General features: G+C 68.4%; 18 protein-coding genes. All 18 read left to right on the plus strand.

Going from position 1 to position 22,117, the window contains the following annotated elements; translation table 11 throughout:
* The first annotated feature begins 379 nt into the window (after positions 1 to 379).
* Entirely contained in the window at positions 380 to 865 is a 486-nt protein-coding gene (locus V6M48_RS06145; protein WP_332811648.1) for a division/cell wall cluster transcriptional repressor MraZ, read from the plus strand.
* Positions 862 to 1,878 carry a 16S rRNA (cytosine(1402)-N(4))-methyltransferase RsmH gene (rsmH, locus tag V6M48_RS06150; protein WP_332811649.1) on the plus strand — a complete coding sequence of 339 codons (1,017 nt, stop codon included), beginning with the start codon at positions 862 to 864 and terminating at the stop codon, positions 1,876 to 1,878. Before V6M48_RS06145 ends, rsmH begins: the two co-directional genes overlap by 4 nt.
* Positions 1,875 to 2,522 (plus strand): hypothetical protein, encoded by a 648-nt coding sequence (locus V6M48_RS06155; protein WP_332811650.1) that lies wholly within the window; start codon positions 1,875 to 1,877, stop codon positions 2,520 to 2,522. The genes rsmH and V6M48_RS06155 overlap by 4 nt, the downstream gene beginning before the upstream one ends.
* The gene (locus tag V6M48_RS06160) at positions 2,519 to 4,216 is read left to right on the plus strand and encodes a peptidoglycan D,D-transpeptidase FtsI family protein (RefSeq protein WP_332811651.1); all 1,698 of its coding nucleotides are present in this window, start codon (positions 2,519 to 2,521) and stop codon (positions 4,214 to 4,216) included. Before V6M48_RS06155 ends, V6M48_RS06160 begins: the two co-directional genes overlap by 4 nt.
* Before the next feature lie 3 nt (positions 4,217 to 4,219).
* Entirely contained in the window at positions 4,220 to 5,635 is a 1,416-nt protein-coding gene (locus V6M48_RS06165; protein WP_332811652.1) for a UDP-N-acetylmuramoyl-L-alanyl-D-glutamate--2,6-diaminopimelate ligase, read from the plus strand.
* Positions 5,632 to 7,011, plus strand: a complete 1,380-nt coding sequence (locus tag V6M48_RS06170; protein ID WP_332811653.1) for a UDP-N-acetylmuramoyl-tripeptide--D-alanyl-D-alanine ligase — start codon at positions 5,632 to 5,634, stop codon at positions 7,009 to 7,011. The genes V6M48_RS06165 and V6M48_RS06170 overlap by 4 nt, the downstream gene beginning before the upstream one ends.
* Entirely contained in the window at positions 7,011 to 8,081 is a 1,071-nt protein-coding gene (gene mraY / locus V6M48_RS06175) for a phospho-N-acetylmuramoyl-pentapeptide-transferase (RefSeq protein WP_332811654.1), read from the plus strand. The genes V6M48_RS06170 and mraY overlap by 1 nt, the downstream gene beginning before the upstream one ends.
* The gene (murD, locus tag V6M48_RS06180; RefSeq protein ID WP_332811655.1) at positions 8,078 to 9,376 is read left to right on the plus strand and encodes a UDP-N-acetylmuramoyl-L-alanine--D-glutamate ligase; all 1,299 of its coding nucleotides are present in this window, start codon (positions 8,078 to 8,080) and stop codon (positions 9,374 to 9,376) included. The genes mraY and murD overlap by 4 nt, the downstream gene beginning before the upstream one ends.
* On the plus strand, positions 9,367 to 10,578 hold the full coding sequence (locus V6M48_RS06185; protein WP_332811656.1) for an FtsW/RodA/SpoVE family cell cycle protein: 1,212 nt from the start codon (positions 9,367 to 9,369) through the stop codon (positions 10,576 to 10,578). Before murD ends, V6M48_RS06185 begins: the two co-directional genes overlap by 10 nt.
* The gene (gene murG / locus V6M48_RS06190) at positions 10,575 to 11,732 is read left to right on the plus strand and encodes an undecaprenyldiphospho-muramoylpentapeptide beta-N-acetylglucosaminyltransferase (protein ID WP_332811657.1); all 1,158 of its coding nucleotides are present in this window, start codon (positions 10,575 to 10,577) and stop codon (positions 11,730 to 11,732) included. Before V6M48_RS06185 ends, murG begins: the two co-directional genes overlap by 4 nt.
* Positions 11,729 to 13,141: a UDP-N-acetylmuramate--L-alanine ligase gene (gene murC / locus V6M48_RS06195; protein ID WP_332811658.1), complete on the plus strand. Its 1,413-nt coding sequence runs from the start codon at positions 11,729 to 11,731 to the stop codon at positions 13,139 to 13,141. Before murG ends, murC begins: the two co-directional genes overlap by 4 nt.
* The gene (gene murB, locus V6M48_RS06200) at positions 13,138 to 14,046 is read left to right on the plus strand and encodes a UDP-N-acetylmuramate dehydrogenase (RefSeq protein ID WP_332811659.1); all 909 of its coding nucleotides are present in this window, start codon (positions 13,138 to 13,140) and stop codon (positions 14,044 to 14,046) included. Before murC ends, murB begins: the two co-directional genes overlap by 4 nt.
* Positions 14,043 to 14,957 (plus strand): D-alanine--D-alanine ligase, encoded by a 915-nt coding sequence (locus tag V6M48_RS06205; RefSeq protein ID WP_332811660.1) that lies wholly within the window; start codon positions 14,043 to 14,045, stop codon positions 14,955 to 14,957. The genes murB and V6M48_RS06205 overlap by 4 nt, the downstream gene beginning before the upstream one ends.
* Complete coding sequence (locus tag V6M48_RS06210; protein ID WP_332811661.1) at positions 14,954 to 15,937, plus strand: cell division protein FtsQ/DivIB; 984 nt, start codon at positions 14,954 to 14,956, stop codon at positions 15,935 to 15,937. The genes V6M48_RS06205 and V6M48_RS06210 overlap by 4 nt, the downstream gene beginning before the upstream one ends.
* Positions 15,938 to 15,946: 9 nt before the next feature.
* Positions 15,947 to 17,206: a cell division protein FtsA gene (gene ftsA / locus V6M48_RS06215; RefSeq protein ID WP_332811662.1), complete on the plus strand. Its 1,260-nt coding sequence runs from the start codon at positions 15,947 to 15,949 to the stop codon at positions 17,204 to 17,206.
* A gap of 106 nt (positions 17,207 to 17,312) precedes the next feature.
* Positions 17,313 to 18,788: a cell division protein FtsZ gene (ftsZ, locus tag V6M48_RS06220; protein WP_332811663.1), complete on the plus strand. Its 1,476-nt coding sequence runs from the start codon at positions 17,313 to 17,315 to the stop codon at positions 18,786 to 18,788.
* 173 nt (positions 18,789 to 18,961) lie between these two features.
* Complete coding sequence (locus V6M48_RS06225) at positions 18,962 to 20,893, plus strand: SPOR domain-containing protein (protein WP_332811664.1); 1,932 nt, start codon at positions 18,962 to 18,964, stop codon at positions 20,891 to 20,893.
* Positions 20,890 to 22,050 carry a deoxyguanosinetriphosphate triphosphohydrolase gene (locus tag V6M48_RS06230; RefSeq protein ID WP_332811665.1) on the plus strand — a complete coding sequence of 387 codons (1,161 nt, stop codon included), beginning with the start codon at positions 20,890 to 20,892 and terminating at the stop codon, positions 22,048 to 22,050. The genes V6M48_RS06225 and V6M48_RS06230 overlap by 4 nt, the downstream gene beginning before the upstream one ends.
* Positions 22,051 to 22,117: the final 67 nt, after the last annotated feature.

The raw sequence follows: 22,117 nt of genomic DNA on the forward strand, positions 1-22,117 counted from the left end.
CTCTGAGGTCGAAGCGCTTCGCGCTTCCGCCGAAAGCGTGAATCGGGCTCTATTCAAGGTCTCCCGAGCCGAGACTCGCATCGTCGATCTCGCGCCGGCCGTCCGCAGGATCGAGAGCGACCGCTTCCCCAGACTTATCCACAGGGCTTCCAACAGGAACGAGGATAGAACTCTATCTAGAACAAACCATGAATACATGCCTTGACTCCATCTATTGGCATGAAATCCCCACGTACGGCATGAAAACCCCTTCCATCCCAATGCTTATCCTGTTATCCACCGGACCTTAGAGTTTGGGGCACTTCCTGTTGGCCGACAGATGACGCGCGGGTGCGAAGGCATTCGCCGCGAACAGGAGGGCTTTGTCCGGGGAAGCGGCTTGGAATTGGATCATCTCTTCAACGGCAGCGCGCTGACAGCGGTGGACGCCAAAGGGCGTCTTTCCGTGCCGGCGTTCATCCGTGGAGTGATCGAGCGCCGTTCGGACGCCAAGGCGGTGGTGATCGGCGGGCACGAGGTCGACCCCTGCCTCACCGCCTACGACCGCGGCTATGCGCGGATCCTCTATCTCGAGAACGAGCGCCGCCGCCTCAAGGAGGAGGAGGCAGGCGGCGTCCCGGAGGCGCATTATGCCCGCGCCCGCCGCACGTTCGGCCTCACCGAAGACGTTCCCTACGACAGCAGCGGCCGCATCATCCTGCCCCCGATGATCCGCCGCAAAGGCCAGATCGAGGATCTGGCGCTGTTCGTCGGCGTCGGCGGCACGTTCGAGATCTGGAACCCGCTGATCGCGATCAAGAGCGGCGACGAGGATCTGCGCGAGCTCGCCGCCTATCGCCTCGAAGAGCGGGGGATCAGCGCATGAGCGCCGCTCCCGAAACCGCTGCGCTCGGCGCGGAGTCGCGGCCGCATGTCCCGGTGCTGCTCGACGAAGTCATCGCAGCGCTGGCGATCGAGCCGGACGAGTTGCACGTCGACGGCACGTTCGGTGCCGGCGGCTACACCAAGGCGATGCTCGCACGCGGTGCCCAAGTCTTTGCTTTTGACCGAGATCCCGATGCTGTCCGCGAGGGTCAATCCCTCGTGGACGCGAGCGGGACGCGCCTGACGCTTGTGCCGGAGCGTTTTTCCCGGATGCGTCAGGCGCTGTTGCGTCTCGGTGTCGAAGCGGTCGACGGCGTGACGCTCGACATCGGCGTCTCGTCGATGCAGCTCGACCAGGCCGAGCGGGGCTTCTCTTTCCAGGCCGACGGGCCGCTCGACATGCGGATGGAGAAAGCGGGGCAGAGCGCCGCCGACTTCATCAACCACTCCGATGAAGCCGAGATCGCGGACATCCTCTATCATTATGGCGAGGAGCCGAAATCGAGGCGCATCGCGCGCGCGATCGTCGCCGCGCGGCCGATCGAGCGGACCGGGCAACTGGCCGAGATCGTCCGCCGGGCCGTGGGCCACAAGCCCGGTGCCAAGAAGGATCCGGCGACGCGCGCTTTTCAGGCGATCCGCATCCATCTCAACGACGAGCTGCAGGAGCTCGAAGGCGGCCTCTCCGCGGCCGAGGACGTGCTCAAGCCGGGCGGCCGGCTTGCCGTCGTGACCTTTCACAGTCTCGAGGACCGGCTGGTCAAACGCTTCCTGCGCGAGCGCAGCGGCGCCGTCCCGGCCGCATCGCGGCACCGGCCGGAACAGGCGGAGGGCCGCGCGCCGAGCTTCGAGGCCGTCGCCAAGCCGATCCGCGCCGGCGAAGCCGAAGTGCGTCGCAATCCGCGCGCGCGTTCCGCGACCTTGCGCGTCGCCCGCCGCACCGCGGCATCCGCCTGGCCCGAAGCGCCGCTCGGCCATTCCAAACCAAGCCACAAACAAGGAAAGCAACGATGATGGCTCCGGGTTTCAAACCCGTTGGATGGGTTGCCGCTGTCGGCGGCGCCGCCCTTGGCTGCTACATGCTGTCGCTCAACGTCGCCTCCGAACGCGCCGAGCTGGCGCGAGTCGAACGGCAGATCGTCGCGGCCAAATCGGAGATTCGCTCGCTCCAGACCGAATTGGGCACGCGCGGGCGGATGGCGCAGCTCGAGCAGTGGAACGCCGAGGTGCTCGCGCTCGCCGCGCCTGCGTCCGGCCAGTTCCTCGACAATGAGATGAAGCTCGCGCGCTTCGATCAGCGCGGCCCGACGATCGAAGAGCGGGCCGCGGTCCGAATGGCAGCAATGCAGGTCGGGCCTGTCGAGAGCAGGAAGGCCGAGGCGCCGGTCGTCCGCGCCGCGGCGGGGATCGAGCCGGCGGTTTCGGATCGTCCGATGGTCCGCCGCGCGAGCCTGACCGTCGGCCCGGCCAAGCTGCTGCAGCCCAAGCCGCTCGCGGCCGCGAAACCGCTCGGCGCCGCAAAGCCGCTCGGGGACGACAAAGCGATGCCAGCCGCGAAAGCGCCACGCGCGGCCAAGTCCGCGCCTCGTCTCGACGACCGGCTCGCCAGGGAAATCAGCGCTGCTGCGAGAATCGAAGCGGGCACGGGCGGGCAATGACCGCAATTGCGGTGCAACCGGGGCGGGCGCTCGTCCCCGCCGATCGGCACCAATCACTGGCCCTGACCTACCATCGGCTGATGCTGGTGATGCTGGTGTTCGCGGGCGTCACCTTGCTGATCGTCAGCCGGCTGGTCCTGCTGCAGCTGTTGAGCGACCGCTCCAGCGGCCAGGCGATCGCCGACCCCTTGATCCCGGCGCGCGCCGACATCGTCGATCGCAACGGCATTCCGCTTGCCCGCACGATCGATGCATGGTCGATCGCGATCCACCCCAAACGCCTACTCGGCAACCCCAACGAGCTGGCGGCGAAGCTCGCCGAGCTGATGCCCGAGCGCAGCGCCTGGCAATATCAGGAGATTCTGCGGTCGGGGAAAAGCTTCGTCTATCTGAGCCGTCGCGCCGCCCCCGAACTGGTCGCCGCCGCCAACGCTTTGGGCGAGCCCGCGATCGTCTTCCAGCGCGAGCCCGAGCGCCTCTACCCCAACCTCGGCCTCGCCGCGCATGTCCTCGGCTTCACCGACGTCGACGGCAACGGCGATGCCGGGATCGAGCGCGCGTTCAACGATCGCCTCTCCAACCCGGCGTCGCGCGGGCAGCCGCTCGAGCTCTCGCTCGACGCGCGAGTCCAGCAGGCGCTCGAGGCCGAGCTCGGCGCAGCGATGGCCCGGTTCAGCGCGATCGGCGCCGCCGGCATCGTGATGGACATCAAGACCGGAGAGGTGCTCGCGCTGACGTCGCTGCCCGAGCTCAATCCGAACGTTCCCGGGCACGGCTCGATGGAAGCGCGCTTCAACCGCGCCACTTTGGGCGTCTACGAGCTGGGCTCGACGTTCAAGCCATTCACCGTCGCAATGGCGATGGATGCCGGCGTCATCACCAGCTTCGGCCAGACCTATGATTGCCCGGCCGGGCTGAGGGCGGGCGGCTTCACGATCACCGACACCCATCCGTTCGGGCGCCGTGCCAGCGTCGCCGAGATCATGAAGGAATCGTCGAACATCGGCACCGCCCAGATCGCCGCGCAGGTCGGCGGCGAGCGGCAGCGCGAGTTCCTCCGCAAGATGGGTTTCCTCGACAAGGTCGCGATCGAACTCAAGGAGCGCGGCCGGACGCTGACCCCCGGCGCCAATTGGGGAAATGTGGCGACGATGACGGTCGGCTACGGCCACGGCATCGCCGTCACGCCGCTCCACCTCGCGAGCGGCTATGCCTCTTTGTTCAACGGCGGCCTGTGGCGTCCGGCGACCCTGCTCAAGGTGGGCGCCCGCCATCCCGTGCCCGAGGGCCAGCGCGTGTTCAGCGAAGAGACGTCGTACAAGATGCGTTCGCTGATGCGTCTCGTCGTCACCCACGGCACCGGCAAGAAGGCCGACGCGCCTGGCTATCGCGTCGGCGGCAAGACCGGCACCGCGGAGAAGATCGTCGCCGGCCGCTATACCGGCGGCGCGGTGGTGACGACGTTCGCGGGCGTTTTCCCGATGGACGAGCCGCGCTATGTGGTGGTCGCCATGCTCGACGACCCCAAAGCGACCGCAGAGACTTTCGGCTTCCACACCGCCGGGTGGAACGTCGCGCCGGTGGTCTCGAAAGTGGTCGGTCGGATCGCACCAATGCTTGGCGTCATGCCCGACAGCCGCCGCGACGCGAATCTCTCCGAGGTGCTGCCTTTCGTTCGCCCCGAGGCGCATTGAGCGATGCGCTTGGCTGATCTTGCGGGGATCGAATCCGATTCTCAGGTCACCGGCTTTGCCATCGACCACCGCAAGGTTGCCCCCGGCACCGTCTTCGGCGCGTTCAAGGGCAGCCGTTTCAACGGCGAGGATTTCATTGCCGATGCGGTCGCGTCGGGCGCGGTCGCGGTCGTCGCCGCGCCGGAGGTGGCGGTGCCGGGTGCGGTGCACATTGCCGCCGACGAGCCGCGCCGCGCATTCGCGCAACTCGCCGCGCGCTTCTTCAAGCCGTTCCCGCCGGTCGTGGTCGCAGTCACCGGCACCAACGGCAAGACATCGAACGTCGAGCTGACCCGCCAGCTGTGGCGGATGGCCGGCCATCATGCCGCCTCGATCGGGACGCTCGGGGTCACGACCGCCGACGATCAGGCCAGCACCGGCCTCACGACGCCGGATATCGTCACTTTCCTGTCGAACATGGGTGGCCTGGCGCGCGAGGGCGTCACCCACGCGGCGTTCGAGGCCTCGAGCCACGGGCTTGCCCAATATCGCACCGAGGGGCTTCCGGTTCAGGCCGCGGCCTTCACCAATTTCAGCCGTGACCATCTCGATTATCACGGCACGATGGACGCTTATTTCGAAGCCAAGATGCGGCTGTTCAGCGAGGTGGTCGCGCCCGACGGCTCGGCCGTGATCTGGATGGACGATCCGCGATCTGAGGAGGTGGCGCGGCGCTGTCGCGAGCGCGGCCTCCGGCTGCTGACGGTGGGTACGAACGGGGAGACCTTGAAGCTGGTCGGCCGCAGCCCGACCCAGCTCGGCCAGCGGCTGACGATCGTCGTCTACGGGCAGGAGCGCGAGGTGACGATCCCGCTGATCGGCGCCTATCAGGCGGCCAATGCGCTGACCGCTGCGGCGCTGGTGATCGCCACCGGCGGCGACGTCGAGCGGACATTGACCGATCTTGCGCGCCTGCAGCCGGTGCGCGGCCGGCTCGAGCGCGCCGTCATCACCCGTGCCGGGGCGCCGCTCTACGTCGATTACGCGCACACGCCCGACGCGCTGCGATCGGCGATCGAGGCGCTCAAGCCGCACGCCAAGGGCCGGCTGATCATCGTGTTCGGCGCCGGCGGCGACCGCGACACCGGCAAGCGCCCCGAAATGGGCGAGATCGCCGCGCGGATGGCGGATCTCGCGATCGTCACCGACGACAATCCGCGCAGCGAGGATCCGGCCGTCATCCGCCGCGCCATCCTGGCCGGGGCGCCGGGCGCGCGCGAAATTGCCGGCCGGCGCGAAGCGATCGCCGCCGCGATCGCCGAGGCGAGCGCGGACGATATCATCCTCGTCGCCGGCAAGGGGCACGAGCAAGGCCAGATCATCGGCGAGCGCATCCTGCCGTTCGACGACGTCGGCGTCGCGAGGGAGTGCGCCTCGTGAAGCCGCTCTGGACCGCGCAGGAGCTTGCCGAAGCGACCGGGGGCCATGTCGAGGGTGACTTCGCCGTCAAGGGCGTCGCCTTCGATTCGCGCGAGATCGAGGCGGGCGACCTGTTCATTGCGATGAAGGGCGAGAGCGACGACGGCCATCGCTTCGTCGAGGGCGCTTACGCCGCCGGCGCGGCAGGGGCGATCGTCAGCCGCCCCGTGGCGGGACCGCACGTCCTCGTCGCCGATACCAATGCAGCGCTCGACTCTATCGGCCGCGCCTCGCGGGCCCGCAGCGCCGCCCACATCTTCGGCGTGACCGGATCGGTCGGCAAGACCGGCACCAAGGAAGCGCTTTTTGCCGCGCTCGACCGGGCGGCGCCGGGCAGCGCGCATCGCTCGCTCAAGAGCTACAACAACCACACCGGCGTGCCGTTGTCGCTCGCGCGCATGCCGCGCGAGGCGCGCAGCGGCGTCTTCGAGATGGGGATGAACCACGCCGGCGAGCTCGCGGCGCTGACCCGGCTGGTCCGCCCGCACGTCGCGATCGTCACCGCGATCGCCCCCGCACATCGCCAATTCTTCGCCAGCGACGAGGCGATCGCCGATGCCAAGGGGGAGATTTTCCAGGGGCTCGAGCCGGGCGGGACGGCGATCATCCCGTACGACAGCCCGCATCGCGATCGGCTGGTCGCCGCCGCGCGGCCGCATGCCGCGCGGATCTGGACCTTCGGACACGGGGAAGGAGCGGACATTCGCGCCCGCGACAGCGTCTCGGCGGCCGAGCGCGGCACGCTCGTCTCGGCCTCGCTGCCCGAGGCGGAGCTCACCTTCACCATTTCGCAGCTCGGCGATCATTGGGTGTCGAACGCGCTGGCGGTGATCGGCGCGGTCCACGCGGTGGGCGGCGACCTCGCCGCCGCCGGGCTCGCGCTGTCCGACATGGCCGGGCTGAAGGGACGCGGCGAGCGGCACCGGATCGCGCTGGACGGCGGCGAGGCGTTGCTGATCGACGAAAGCTACAATGCCAATCCCGCGTCGATGGCCGCGACGTTGAAGACGCTCGAGCGCGAGAAGGGGGTGGTCCGCCGGATCGCGGTGCTCGGCGCAATGCGCGAGCTCGGCGAGCAATCGGCCGCCTTCCATGCCGCGCTCGCGGCGCCGATCGAGGCCGCGCGGGTCGACTTCGCATTGCTCGTCGGCGAGGAAATGGCGGCGCTCGCGAAAGCGCTTGGCCAAAAAGTTAAAATGACGCATGTGCCCGACGCGGCCTCCGCCATCGACGCATTGCGCAATCGTCTCGCGCCAGGCGACGCGATACTCGTCAAGGGATCGAACTCGGTGGGACTTGCCGCCGTCGTCGAAGTGCTGGCAGGCGGGAAAAGCTGATGTTTCTGTGGATTGCCGAACAGCTTGGTTTTCCGGGGGTGCTGAACCTCTTTCGCTACATCACCTTCCGCGCCGGCGCGGCGACCGCAACCGCCTTGTTCCTTGGCCTGCTGATCGGCCCCAAGTTCATCGGCTGGCTGCGCGTCCGGCAGGGCAAGGGGCAGCCGATCCGCGAGGATGGGCCGCAGAGCCATCTCGCCAAGCGCGGCACGCCGACGATGGGCGGGCTGATGATCCTGACCTGCGTCACGGTCGCGATGCTGCTGTGGATGGATTTCTCCAATCGCTATCTCTGGGCCTGCCTGTTCATCACCGTCGGCTTCGGGCTGATCGGCTTCCTCGACGATTACGACAAGGTCACCAAGCGCAGCCACAAAGGGGTGTCCGGCAAGGCGCGGCTGCTGGCCGAGTTCGTCGTCGCCGGCATCGGCTGCTGGGTGATCACCTACGGCGCCGGCACCGAGCTCTACATTCCCTTCTACCGCGGCCCGGTCGTCGATCTCGGCCCCTTCTACATCCTGTTCGCAGCGTTCATCGTCGTCGGCGCCGGCAATGCGGTGAACCTCACCGACGGGCTCGACGGGCTTGCGACGATGCCGGTGATCATCGCCAGCCTCGCCTTCCTGGTCATCGCCTATCTCGTCGGCAACGTCGTCTTCTCGCGCTATCTGGGCATCCCGCACGTGCTCGGCGCCGGCGATCTCACCGTTCTATGCTCGGCGATCATCGGCGCGGGGCTCGCCTTCCTCTGGTTCAACGCGCCGCCGGCGGCGGTCTTCATGGGCGATACCGGCAGCCTCGCGCTCGGCGGCGCGCTCGGCGCGATCGCTGTCGCCACCCAGCATGAGATCGTGCTCGGCATCATCGGCGGGCTGTTCGTGCTCGAAGCGCTCTCGGTGATCATCCAGGTGTTCTTCTACAAGAGGACCGGGCGGCGCGTGTTCAAGATGGCGCCGATCCACCACCATTTCGAGCAGATGGGCTGGTCCGAGCCGACCGTGGTGATCCGTTTCTGGATCATCAGCTTCGTCCTCGCGCTTGCGGGGCTGTCGACCCTCAAGTTGCGATGATCACGAGCAAGGTCTTCGCCGGACGAGATTATGCTGTGCTGGGCCTCGCCCGCTCCGGACGCGCGACCGTCGACGCACTGGTCGCGAGCGGCGCCAATGTGATGGCGTGGGACACGGATGCCGACCGCCGCGCCTCGGTCGCTGACAAGGCGCGGCTCGCCGACCCGCTGGCCACGTCCATCTACGGCTATAGCGCAATCGTCGTCTCGCCCGGAGTGCCGATCAACCGCCACCCGATCGCCGAGCGCGCGCGCGCCGCCAAGGTGCCGCTGATCGGCGACATCGAATTGTTTGCCCAGGCGCGGGCCGATCTGCCGCCGCACCGCGTCGTCGGCATCACCGGCACCAACGGCAAGTCGACCACCACGGCGCTGATCCATCACATCGTCAAATCGGCCGGCCTGCCGGCTTTGATGGGCGGGAACATCGGCCTTCCGATCCTCGCCCAGGATCCGCTGCCGGACGGCGGCGTCTATGTGCTCGAGCTTTCCTCCTATCAGATCGACCTCACCCAGACGCTCGATTGCGACATCTCGGTGCTGCTCAACGTCACGCCGGATCATCTCGACCGCTATGACGGCATCGACGATTATGCGGCCTCCAAGGCGCGCCTGTTCGCGATGCAGTCGCCGGAGCATCTGGCGATAGTCGCGACCGAGGACGATTATACCCGGGCGATCGCCGGCCAGCTCACCGGCGAGCGGGTGCTGGTCGAATCGACCGACGTCAAGGATCAGTCGAAATGGCCGGCGCTGCAGGGCCCGCACAATGCGCAGAACGTCGCCGCTGCGGTCGCCGTCGCGCGTGGGCTCGGCATCGACGACGACGTCATCGCCGACGCGCTGGTCAGCTATCCCGGCCTGCCGCATCGCATGGAGCGGATCACCGAAAAGAACGGCATCGTCTTCGTCAACGACAGCAAGGCGACCAACCCGACCTCGGTGGCCCCGGCGCTCGCCGCATTTCCGCCCAATCCGGAGAAAAGGCTCCACTGGATCCTCGGCGGGCGGGCCAAATCGGACGATCTCACCGCCTGCGACCCTTTTTTCGGCCATGTCCGGGCCGCCTATACGATCGGCGAGGCCGGGCCGATGTTCGCCAGCCTGCTCGCCGACCGGATGCCGGTGCAGCAATGCGGCGAGCTCGATCGCGCGGTCGAGGCGGCGGCGGGGGCGGCACGGCCCGGCGAGATTGTCCTTCTCTCCCCCGCCTGCGCATCGTTCGACCAGTTCAGCGATTATGAGGCGCGCGGCGAGGCCTTTCGCGCCGCGGTCGGGGCGCTGCCATGGACGTGAGGGAGCAGGACGGGGCCGCCCGCCGCAAGTCGATGCCGCCGCGCCTCGGCCGGTCCGACCGCAGCGCGCTCGGCCGCTGGTTCTGGGAGATCGACCGCGTCCTGCTGCTGCTCGTCGTCGTGCTGATCTCGATCGGGCTGGTCGCCGTCGCCGCCGCCTCGCCGGCCGCGGCGCTGCGCTATTCGGGCGGCAACGTCAGCTTCGCGCCGCTCCATTATTTCTATCGCCAATTGATTTGGATCATCGTCGCCGTGCCGGTGATGGTCGGCGTCTCGATGCTCTCCAGGCCGATGGCGCGGCGTCTCAGCCTTGCCGGCGCCGCCCTGTTCACCCTGCTTTTGGTGTTCGTGCCGATCATCGGCACCGAGGTGAACGGTGCGCGGCGATGGATCGGGCTCGGCTTTCTCCAGTTCCAGCCGTCGGAGTTCCTCAAGCCGTTGTTCGTCGTGACGCTCGCCTGGCTGTTGTCGCTGCGCGAGCATGACAAGAGCTTGCCGATCGTACCGCTGACCGGCCTGCTCACCGCGATCATCGCGGTGCTGCTGATGCGCCAGCCCAATTTCGGCGAGACGATCATCTTCGCCGCTGCCTGGGTCATGCTGCTGACCCTGGCAGGGGTGTCGATGCGCGTACTCGGGCTACTCGCGCTTGCCGCCTTGGTCGGGCTGATCCTCGCCTATCTCTTCTACCCGGTCGCGACCGCGCGGATCGATGCCTTCCTGTTCGCGACCGGCGAAACCGACACCTACCAGGTCGACAGCGCCTTGCGGACGCTGACCTCCGGCGGCCTGTTCGGCATGGGCCCGGGTGCGGGGACGCGCAAATTCGGGCTGCCCGAGCCGCACACCGATTACATCTTCTCGGTGATCGGCGAGGAGTTCGGCATGGTCGCCTGCGTCGCGATTGCGATCATCTATCTGGTGATCGTCGCGCGGGTGCTGATCAAATTGCTCCACGAGGAGGATCTGTTCCTGGTCCTCGCCACCGCCGGCCTGGTCTGCCAGTTCGGCCTGCAGGCGCTGATCAACATGGCGGTGAACGTCCATATCGCGCCGTCGAAGGGCATGACCCTGCCGTTCATCAGCTACGGCGGTTCGTCGATGGTGGCGCTGTCGATCGGCTTCGGCTTGCTGCTCGCCTTCACCCGGCGAAACCCCTATCTTCACCGCTCGCCTTATGTCGTCAAATGGAGCGGTCGATGATTTCGCGCCACTATGTCCTCGCCGCCGGCGGCACCGGCGGCCACATGATCCCCGCGCATGCGCTCGCCGACGAGCTGATGGCGCGCGGCCATCATGTCGCGCTGATCACCGACGATCGCGGCGCGCGCATTCCGGGCCTGTTCGAGCGGGTCCCGGTCCATGTCCTGCCGGCTGGCCGGTTCGGCGGCCCGCTGACCTGGGTGAAGGGGGTGCGCAATATCCTCGCCGGGCGGGCGATGGCGTCGCGCATGTACGAGACCTTCAGGCCGTCGGCGGTGATCGGCTTCGGCGGCTATCCCGCGCTTCCTGCGCTGCTCGCCGCGCGCAGGGACGGCATCGCCACCCTCATCCACGAGCAGAATGCGGTGCTCGGCAGGGTCAACCGGCTGCTGGCGCGCGGGGTGGACGCGGTCGCGACCGCTTATCCGAACGTCGATCGCCTGTCGCCGAACCACCTCGCCAAGACCCACCTTGTCGGCAATCCGGTGCGCGACGAGGTGCTGATGCTTCGCGACCAGCCCTTCCCGCCGCTCGACGACGACGGCGTGTTCAGGGTGCTCGTCACCGGCGGAAGCCAGGGCGCCACCATCCTGTCGGGCGTCGTCCCGGACGGGCTGGCGCTGCTTCCCGAGCATTTCCGGCGCCGGCTGCAGGTGACCCAGCAATGCCGCGCTGAGGATATCGAGCAGGTCCGCGCCAAATATGCGCAGCTCGGCATCGCCGCCGATCTCGCCACCTATCTTCCCGACCTTCCCGACCGGCTCGCCTGGTCGCATCTCGTCATCGCCCGTGCCGGCGCGTCGACGATCGCCGAGCTGACCGCGGCCGGGCGCCCGGCGATCCTGGTCCCGCTGCCGTCGGCGACCGACGATCACCAGACCGCAAACGCGCGCGAAATGGCCAAAGCCGGTGGCGCGCGGATGATCGCGCAAAGCAAGTTCAACCCGATCGAGCTCGCCAAGCAGATGCAGAAGCTCGGGCTCGATCCGGCAGCGCTCGCCAAAGCCGCCGACCGCGCCAAGGAGGTCGGCCGCCCGGACGCCGCCAAGGACCTTGCCGATCTGGTCGAGCGGGTCGGCGGCGCGTCACCCGCCAATCCGCTGGCCGCGGAGGGGAAGGCGAATGGGCCGGTTGCGCAAGGCGCTTTTGCATGAGGGGTGTCGGGGCTGACATCGGCACAATCCACTTCATCGGCATCGGCGGCATTGGCATGTCCGGGATTGCCGAGGTGATGCATATCCTCGGCTACAAGGTGCAGGGATCCGACGTCGCCGAAAGCTACGTCATCGAGGGTCTTCGCCAGCGCGGGATCACGGTCCACATCGGCCACGATCCCGCCCATCTCGCCGACGCCGCGGTGGTCGTGACCTCGACGGCGATCAAGCGCGGCAATGCCGAGGTCGAGGCCGCGTACGAGCGCCGCGTGCCGGTCGTGCGCCGCGCCGAGATGCTCGCCGAGCTGATGCGGCTCAAATCGACCGTCGCGATCGCCGGGACGCACGGCAAGACCACCACCACCTCGATGGTCGCCGCTTTGCTCGACGCCGGCGGTCTCGATCCGACGGTGATCAACGGCGGGATCATCAACGCCTACGGCTCGAACGCGCGGCTCGGCAACGGCGAGTGGATGGTCGTCGAAGCCGACGAAAGCGACGGAAGCTTCCTCAGGCTCGACGGCACGATTGCGGTCGTGACCAACATCGATGCCGAGCATCTCGATCATTACGGCAGCTTCGACCGGGTCAAGGACGCGTTCGTCGAATTCGTCGAGAACGTCCCTTTCTACGGCGCGGCCCTGCTGTGCGTCGACCATCCCGAAGTGCAGGCGATCATCCCGCGGCTGCGCGACCGGCGCATCGTCACCTACGGCTTTGCCGCACAGGCCGACATTCGCGGCGACAATGTCACGCCCTTTCCGGGCGGCAACCGCTTCGACGTCAGCATCCGCGACCGGCACGGCGAAACCCGCATGATCGAAGGCGTCGAGCTGCCGATGCCGGGGCGCCACAATGTCCAGAATGCGCTCGCCGCGATCGGGGTGGCGCTCGAGCTCGGCATCCCGGACGAGGTGATCGCGACCGGTTTCGCGCGCTTCCACGGCGTCAAGCGGCGCTTCACCAAAGCCGGTGAGGTCGAAGGCGTGACGATCATCGACGATTATGGCCACCATCCTGCCGAGATCAAGGCGGTGCTCGCGGCGGCGCGCGAAGGCGCGGAGGGGCGGGTGATCGCGGTGGTCCAGCCGCATCGCTACACCCGCCTGCGCGATCTGATGAGCGACTTCCACGGCGCGTTCAACGACGCCGATATCGTCTATGTCGCCCCGGTCTATCCGGCCGGCGAGGAGCCGATCGAAGGCGTCGATGCGGAAGCATTGGTCGAGGGGTTGAAGGAGCGCGGCCATCGCGCGGCGCAGACCGTCGACGGGCCCGACGATCTCGCCCGGCAGCTGCGCGATATCGCCGCCCGAGGCGATATGGTCATCTGTCTTGGGGCCGGAGACATCACCAAATGGGCGGCGGGGCTCGCCGAAAAGGTCCGCCAGGCGAGGCTCGCGAGATGAGCGCGGCCGCGCTGAAATCCACGCTTCCGGCGCTGGCGGGGACGCTCGAGGCGAATGGTGCGCTTGCCGATTTCACCTGGTTCCGCACCGGCGGTCCGGCCGAGTGGCTCGCTCGCCCGCGCGACGTTGCCGACCTCTCGCGCTTCCTCGCCGCGCTCGACCCGGCCGTGCCGGTGATGGCGGTCGGGGTGGGATCGAATTTGATCGTCCGGGACGGCGGCGTGAGCGGCGTCGTCGTGCGCTTGCCCAAGGCCTTCGCGGCGGTCGAGGTCGAGCCCGGCAATCGTATCCGCGCCGGCGCCGCGGCGATGGGCATCACCATCGCCAGCAAGGCGCGCGACGCGGGCATTGTCGGCCTCGAATTCCTGCGCGGCATTCCCGGCACCGGCGGCGGCGCCGTGCGGATGAACGCCGGCGCCTATGGCCGCGAGGTTTCAGACATATTGGTCGAGGCGACGTTGGTGCTGCGCGACGGGCGGGTCGAGACCTGGCCCGTGGCGCGCTTCGATTATTCTTACCGCCACAGCGAGACGCCCGAGGGCGCGATCGTCGTCGAGACGCTGTTCGAAGGGACGCCGGGCGATCCGGCCGCGATCGGCGCCGAGATGGACCGCATCGCCGAGGAGCGCGAGGCGAGCCAGCCGCTGCGCAGCCGAACCGGCGGCTCGACCTTCAAGAACCCGCCGGGCGAGAAGGCGTGGCAGCTGATCGATCGCGCCGGTTGTCGCGGTCTTCGGATCGGGGATGCCCAAGTCTCTGAAAAGCATTGCAACTTCCTGCTCAACCTTGGCAAGGCGAGCGCTGCCGAGATCGAGCAGCTTGGCGAGGAGGTCCGCCGCCGGGTCAAGGCGGCTTCGGGGATCATGCTCGAATGGGAGATTCAAAGGGTGGGGACCGCGCAATGACGCTTCATGTCGCAGTGCTGATGGGCGGATGGTCGGCCGAGCGCGACGTGTCGCTGACCAGCGGTAAGGGCGTCGCCGATGCGCTCGAGAGCCTCGGCCACCGGGTCACGCGGATCGACATGGACCGCGACGTCGCGGTGAAGCTTGCCGAAGCCAAGCCCGACGTCGTGTTCAACGCGCTGCACGGCACGCCGGGCGAGGATGGCTCGATCCAGGGCATGCTCGACCTGATGGGGCTGCGCTACACCCACAGCGGCCTCGTCACCTCGGTCATCGCGATCGACAAGGAGCTGACCAAGCAGGCGCTGGTGCCGCACGGCATCCGCATGCCCGAGGGCAAGGTGGTGACGCGCGAGGAGCTTTATCGCGGCGATCCGTTCCCGCGTCCCTATGTGCTCAAGCCGCTCAACGAGGGCTCGTCGGTCGGCGTGGCGATCGTCACCGCCGAGGGCAATTACGGCGATCCGATCGGCCGCGACAGCGCGGGGCCGTGGCAGAAGTTCGAGCGGCTGCTCGCCGAGCCGTTCATTCCGGGACGCGAGCTCACCGCCGCCGTGATCGGCGACGAGGCGCTCGCCGTGACCGAGCTTCGGCCGAAGTCGGGTTTCTATGATTATGACGCCAAATATACCGACGGGCTGACCGAGCATGTCTGCCCGGCGGAGATCCCCGACGACGTTCGGGACGAGGCGCTGTCGATGGCGTTGCGCGCGCACCAATTGCTCGGCTGCGCCGGCACGTCGCGCTCGGACTTCCGATGGGATGAAGCTCGCGGCACCGACGGCCTCTATCTGCTCGAGGTCAACACCCAGCCCGGCATGACTCCGCTCAGCCTCGTTCCCGAGCAGGCGCGCTATCGTGGGATGAGCTATGCAGAGCTGGTGCAGAAGATCGTGGAGCTGGCGCTATGAGCGCAAAGGCCACCGCAGGTTCGGGCGCCGGCTCGGGCCGCGGCTCCGGCGCGAAACGCAAGTCGCAGACGCGCTCGACGCCGCGCGGCGGCTCCTCCCGCAAAGCGCAGGCCGCAATGCTAGACACCTTGCCGCTGCCGGCCGAGACGGTGCGAAGAGTCAGCAGCTGGCTGCTGGTCGCGATGCTGGTCGCGATCGGCATCGCGGTGCTCGCGGCGCTCCGCGTCCCGCAGATGGTGGGGGTCGAGATCGGCGAAGCGATCGGGCGTGCCGGCTTCACCGTCAACCGGATCGAGTCCAAGGGTCTCAACCGGATGAATCCGATGCTGGTCTACCGCATCGCCGAAGACCAGCTCGAGCGGCCGATGCCGCTTGTCGATCTCGACGGCACGCGTGCGCGCCTGCTGCGCTACGGCTGGGTGCAGGATGCGCGCGTCTCGCGCCGGCTGCCGGACACTTTGGTCGTCGACATCGTCGAGCGGCGGCCCGCGGCGATCTGGCAATATAACCAACAATTGACGTTGATCGACCGCGACGGGGTCGTGCTCGAGCAGGTCAAGCTGGAAGCGATGCCCGACCTGCCGCTGGTGATCGGCCCCGCCGCCAACCATCATGCCGGCGAGCTCGCGCGGCTGCTCGACAGCGCACCGGCGCTGAAGCCGATCGTCGAGGGCGCCACCTGGGTCGGCGGACGGCGCTGGGACATCCGCTTCCATTCCGGCGAGCTGCTCGCGCTGCCGGAGGGGGAGGCGACCGCGGCGCGCGCGCTGACGCGGTTCGCGCAGATGGACCGGCAGTCGCAATTGCTCGGCCGCGGGCTGGTGCGGTTCGACATGCGCATCCCCGGCAAGTTCATCGTCCGCGTCTCGCGCGAGCCAGGAAGCACCGTGCCGGAGATCGCCGATCCGGCTCCCGCGATCGGCGACGCTCCGGCGCCCGCCGGCGATCAGGGCGTCACCGACACGACCCAGACGATCTGAGGAGAAGAAATGGCGCCGCCGCAGGTCAGGAAGCTCGTCACCGCAGTCGACATCGGCTCGTCGAAGGTCTGCGCGCTGATCGCGGAGCCGGAGGAGAATGGCGGACTCAAGATCCTCGGGACCGGCCAGCGCGAAAGCCGCGGCATTCGCCGCGGCTTCATCGCCGACATGGAGCGGACCGAAGCCACCGTGCGCGAAGCGGTCGAGCAGGCGGAGCGCATCGCGGCCACCAACATCGAAGACGTGTTCGTCGGCTTTTCGGCGGGCGGACTGATCAGCACGGTCGCCAACGTCGAGGTCGAGATCGGCGGCGACCGCATCGAGCGCGACGACATCGATCAGCTGCTGACGGTCGGCCGCGATGCGATCGACCCGCAGGGGCGGATGGTGCTGCACGCGCTGCCTGCGCTCTACACGCTCGATGGGCTGCAAGGCGTCAAGAACCCGCTCGGTCTGCATGCCGACAAGCTCGCGGTGGACATCCACGTCGTCGCCGCCGATCCGGCGCCGGTGCGCAACCTCGACTTGTGCGTGCGCTCGGCGCATCTCGGCGTCTCCGCGATCGTCGCCTCGCCGGTCGCCGCGGGCAAGGCCTGCCTCAGCGAGGAGGAGCGCGAGCTCGGCGTCGCCTTGGTCGAGCTTGGCGGCGGCGTGACCAACGTCTCGGTCTTCGCCGGCGGCATGCTGGTCGGGCTCAAGTCGCTGCAGATCGGCGGGATCGACATTACCGACGACATCGCCTCGGCATTCGGCACCCGCCGCACCGAAGCCGAGCGGATGAAATGCTTCTATGGTTCGGCGTCGACCTCGCCGCGCGACAATCACGACATGATCGAGCTGGTGCCGATCGCCGGCGGCGAGGACGGCACCGAGGCGGCGCGGATCACGCGCGCGCAATTGATCGCGGTCATTCGCCAGCGCCTGGAGCATCTTACCGGCGAGATTGCGAATGCGCTGAAAGAGCTTGGCTTCGCCGGCCCCTTCGGGCGCCAGGTGGTGCTGACCGGCGGCGCGTCCGAGCTGAAGGGCATTGCCGATTATGCTCAGGGCGTGCTCGGCCGGGCCGTGCGCGTCGGCCGGCCCAAGCTGCCGGGCCTTCCCGAAGCGCACAGCGGGCCGGCCTTTTCGACGCTCGCAGGGCTCGCCCAATTCGCAGCGTCGGACGAGCTTGACCTGCGCCAGGTCATGGCGCCCGGTTCGATCGTGCGGAAAGCGGAGGGCGACAGCCTTCTCCAGCGCCTGATCGCGGCATTTCGGACTCAGTATTAAGAAAAATTACTGAGCCGTTAACTTTTTGCTCGCACGGGCGAATCGCATGGTGCAAAAGGCGTTTAGGAGCGCTTGTGGACGCGCTGAGCACAGGGGAGACACTCGCATGAGCATCGATTTCATCCGACCGGAAGTGGATGAGCTTCGGCCTCGGATCAGCGTGATCGGCGTCGGCGGCGCTGGCGGCAATGCGATTGCTAACATGATCAACAGCGATGTTCAGGGCGTTGATTTCATTGTCGCCAACACCGATGCGCAGGCGCTCAACGCGTCGCGCGCCGATCAGCGCATCCAGCTCGGCCTGAAGATCACTCAGGGCCTCGGCGCCGGCTCGCGGCCGGAGATCGGCAAGGCCGCCGCCGAAGAGACGATGGCGGAGATCGAAAAGGCGCTCGACGGCGCGCACATGTGCTTCATTGCCGCCGGGATGGGCGGCGGCACCGGCACCGGCGCTGCTCCAGTGATCGCCAAGATCGCGCGCGACCGCGGCATCCTCACCGTCGGCGTCGTCACCAAGCCGTTCAGCTTCGAAGGCTCGCGCCGCGGCCGCGCGGCCGATGCCGGCATCGACGAGCTTCAGCAATTCGTCGACACGTTGATCGTCATCCCCAACCAGAATCTGTTCCGCATCGCCAACCCGAACACGACCTTCAAGGAAGCGTTTCAGATGGCCGATGAGGTGCTCCAGCAGGGCGTCCGCGGCATCACGGACCTGATGGTCATGCCCGGCCTGATCAACCTCGATTTCGCCGACGTCCGCTCGGTGATGGGCGAGATGGGCAAGGCGATGATGGGCACCGGCGAGGCCGGCGGCGACAATCGCGCGATCGAGGCCGCCGAGCAGGCGATCGCCAATCCGCTGCTCGACGGCGTGTCGATGCGCGGCGCGCGCGGCGTGATCATCTCGATCACCGGCGGCGAGGACATGCGCCTGATGGAGGTCGACGAGGCCGCCAATCACATCAAGGACCTGGTCGATCCCGACGCCAACATCATCTGGGGTTCGGCGTTCAACAACGATCTCGAAGGCAAGATCCGCGTCTCGGTCGTCGCGACCGGCATCGATGCCGAAGCGGTCCATCAGCCGACCCCGGCGAAGGTCTTCGCTTTCCCGGCCGCGGCCCGCCAGGCGGAAATCGCCAAGCCCGCGGTTCAGCCCTCCACCGCTCCGGTTGCGGAAGCCCCGGAGCCGGCCGTCGAAGAGCCGACCACCGAAGTCGCCGAGTTCGACCTCACCGAGGAAATGGCGGCTCCCGCCGAGCTGCCGCTCGATGCCACGGCCGAGGACGAGGGCGAGCTTCTGCTCGACACCGGCAGCATGGTCGAAGCCGAGGGCGACACCAATCTGATCGACGATGCGGCAGAGGTGGGTGCCGGCGCGCAGGCGCCCGGCACGCGCACCTGGCTGACCGGCGAGCCCGAGGCTGCACCGGCACCGCGCCGTGAAGGTGGGACGTTGTTCGAGCGCATGTCGAATCTGGCCCGCGGCGCCGCCAAGGCGCAGGTGGAGGAGGAAACTCCGCACACCACCCGCGATCCGCTCGACATCCCGCGGTTCCTCAACCGCCAGAACAATCAATAGGCGTCGGGCGATCGCAACGGCGGCGACAACGTGCCGTTCATCGCCGGCACGAACCGACTGACCGCAGATCATGCCGGCCGGACATTGCCGGTACAGCATTCGGGCCGCTTATCGTCGGCCATGACTTCACAGATGGAACGGAGGCGGCTGGGCTCTGCTTCAGCCGCACTCTCGTGCTGAAACGCATAATCGCGCTCGCGGCGATCGGATCGCTGTGTGGCGGCGCCGCGCAGGCCCAGGCGCGGACGCAGCCTCAATCGGCGCCGGCCGGGAGCTACGCCCGGGTGCCCGAGGATCCGGGCACGACCCTGTCGCGCCACCTCACGGCGATCGCCGCCGATCCGCGCAACGTCGCGGCGCTGACCGGCGCCGGAAAGGCCGCGATCGCGCTCGGCGACCCGCAATCGGCGCTGAGCTTCTACGTCCGCGCCGAGGAGATCGCGCCGCGCGACGGGCGTATCAAGGCCGGCATCGGGTCGGCGCTGGTGATGGTCGAGCAGCCGCAGACCGCACTCACCTTCTTTGACAATGCGCTCGCGCTTGGCGTGCCCGAGGCCGAATTCGCGGGCGACCGCGGGCTCGCCTTCGATCTGCTCGGCAATCCGCGTCGCGCCCAGCGCGACTATCAGCTGTCGCTGCGGCGCGCCGACGACGCGGAGGTGAGGCGTCGGCTGGCGCTGTCGCTGGCGATCAGCGGCGATCGCGGACCCGCGATTGCGGCGATCGACGATCAGCTGCGGCACCGCGACCAAGCCGCATGGCGGACGCGTGCGTTCATCCTGGCGCTCACCGGCGACACGGCCGGCGCGACCGCTGCGGTGCAGGCGGTGATGCCCACCCAGGCGGCGGCGATGCAGCCGTTCCTCGCTCGGCTGCCGACCCTCAACGCGGCGGATCGTGCGCTCGCCGTCCATTTCGGCCATTTCCCCGACGGCCCGATGCAAATCGCGGCTGCGCCGCCGCCGCCCCAGGCACAGGCCGATCTGACCGCCGCCGGGCGTCCCGACGCAGCCCAGGCGCCGCTCGGTGGGTCGTCGCGCGACACGCGCCGCACCGACACCCGCAGCGACCGCAAGCGGAAGCGTGAGGAAAAAAGGCAGAGCGCGCAGCCGAGTCCGGCCCGCAGCGGCATTGCGGTCGCTGCCGCGCCAGTCGCGGCCCCGCCGGTCCGCGCACCACAAATTTCCGCCCCGCCGCCGCAGCCTCAGCCTCAGCCGATCGTGACGGTACGGGCGGAAGTGCCGCCGCAGATCGCGACGCAAGCGCCGGCCGTTGCGCCACCTCCCGCTTCGCCGCCTAGCTCGACGAGCATCGCGGCTGCCCCGCCGGAACCGCTGGCGCAGGCACAACCGTCTTCCCAAACCCCGGCGCCTGCCCCGACCCCGGCGCCTGTCCAGGCCCCGGCGGCTGTCCAAGTCCAGGCGCCAGTGGCGAGCGCCGCCGCCTCGCCGCCCGCGCCGGTGCCGACCGCGCCAGCGGAGACGGCGCGCACGATCGATCCGGCCGAGCTTGGGCCGAGCGCGGTGGCGGTGCCGTCGGAGTCCGCTCGACCGCGCCTCACCGGCTTTGCCGACGTCGCGGCGATCGTCGCGGCGCTTCCCGCCACGCTGCCGGAGGAAGCATCGCCCGAGGAGCCCGTTGCGGTGCCGGAGGGCGCCGCGCGCAAGGCAAGTGCCGACAAGGCTGAAGCCGCCAAAAAAGCCGATGCGGTGAAGAAGGCGGAGGCTGCGAAGAAGGCGGAGACCGCGAAGAAGACGGAGACGGCCAAGAAGACCGAAGCCGCGAAAAAGGCTGAAGCCGCGAAGAAAGCCGAGGCGGCCAAACCGAAGAATCCGAGCCGGGTGTGGGTGCAGGTCGCAGGCGGCGCCAATGAGGCATCGCTGCCGCGCGAATTCGCCCGACTGAAGGCCAAGGCCCCGAAGCTGTTCGCCGGCAAGACCGCCTGGACGACGCCGTTGCGGGCGACCAACCGCCTGCTCGTCGGGCCCTTTGCCACCGACAAGGAGGCGCGCGAGTTCGTCAATCAGCTCGCCAAGGCCGATCTGTCGGGCTTCAGCTGGACGAGCGAAGCCGGCCAGGCGATCGAGAAGCTGCCCGCCAAGTGAGGCCGCTGGCCCCCTACGCCTCCGATCCTGCACGCTCGCGCGGCCGGCTGCACCGCTCGAGCAGCGGCGAGACGCGCGGGCCGCGCGATGCTTTCCAGCGCGACCGCGACCGCATCATTCACTCGATCCCGTTCCGCCGCCTGCGCCACAAGACGCAGGTGTTCGTCGCGCCCGACGGCGATCATTTCCGGGTCCGGCTGACGCACAGCCTCGAGGTCGCGCAGATCGGCCGCACGATCGCCCGCGCGCTGGCGCTCAACGAGGATCTGACCGAGGCCTTGTGCCTCGCCCACGACATCGGCCACCCGCCGTTCGGCCATTCGGGCGAGGAGGCGCTGACCGCGGCGATGGCCGATGCCGGCGGCTTCGACCACAATGCCCACACTTTGCGGCTGCTCACCCGGCTCGAGCGCCCCTATCCGCGTCACGCCGGGCTGAACCTCAGCTGGGAGGCGCTCGAAGGGCTGGCCAAGCACAACGGCCCGGTCGCCGATCCCAATTGGGCGCTGCGCGAGGCCGATGCCGAATTCCCGCTCGAGCTGGCGAGCTGGCCATCGCTCGAGGCGCAGGTCGCGGCGATCGCCGACGATATCGCCTATGACAATCACGACATCGACGACGGCCTGCGCGCCGGGCTGTTCACCTTGTCCGACCTGCTGACGGTGCCGCTGGTGGCGCGCCAATGGGGCGAGGTCAAAGCGCGCTTCGCCGACGTCGACGAGGCCCGCCTCGTGCCCGAGCTGGTGCGCGAGCAGATCGGACTGATGGTCAACGACGTGATCGACGAGACGCGGCGGCGGCTCGCCGCGAGCGGTGTGGCCGACGCTGCCGACGTCCGTGCCGCGGGTGGCGCCTTGGCTGGCTTTTCCGCGGCGCTGGCGCAGGAAGAGCGCGCTTTGCGGCGTTTCCTGTTCGAGCATATGTACCGCTCGCCGCCGGTGAGGGCGGTGGCGGAAGAAGCGCAGAAGGTGCTCGCCGGACTGTTCGACGCCTATCGCGCCAATCCGGCCTTGCTGCCGCGCGAGTGGCAGGATGCGGCCGCCACGGCCGGTCTGGTGCGGACGATCGGCGATTTCGTGGCAGGCATGACCGACCGCTATGCGATCACCCAGTACCGCCAACATGTCGGGCCGGTGCGCCTGCCCGAGGGCTTTTGAAGCGCGACAGCTGAGCTCCGGCGGCCCAAGAACGACCGCTGGACCTTCGCCGCGCCCATCCGCTACA

Origin of the sequence: Sphingomonas sp., assembly GCF_036677245.1 — a bacterium.
In the GTDB taxonomy this organism is placed as follows: domain Bacteria; phylum Pseudomonadota; class Alphaproteobacteria; order Sphingomonadales; family Sphingomonadaceae; genus Allosphingosinicella.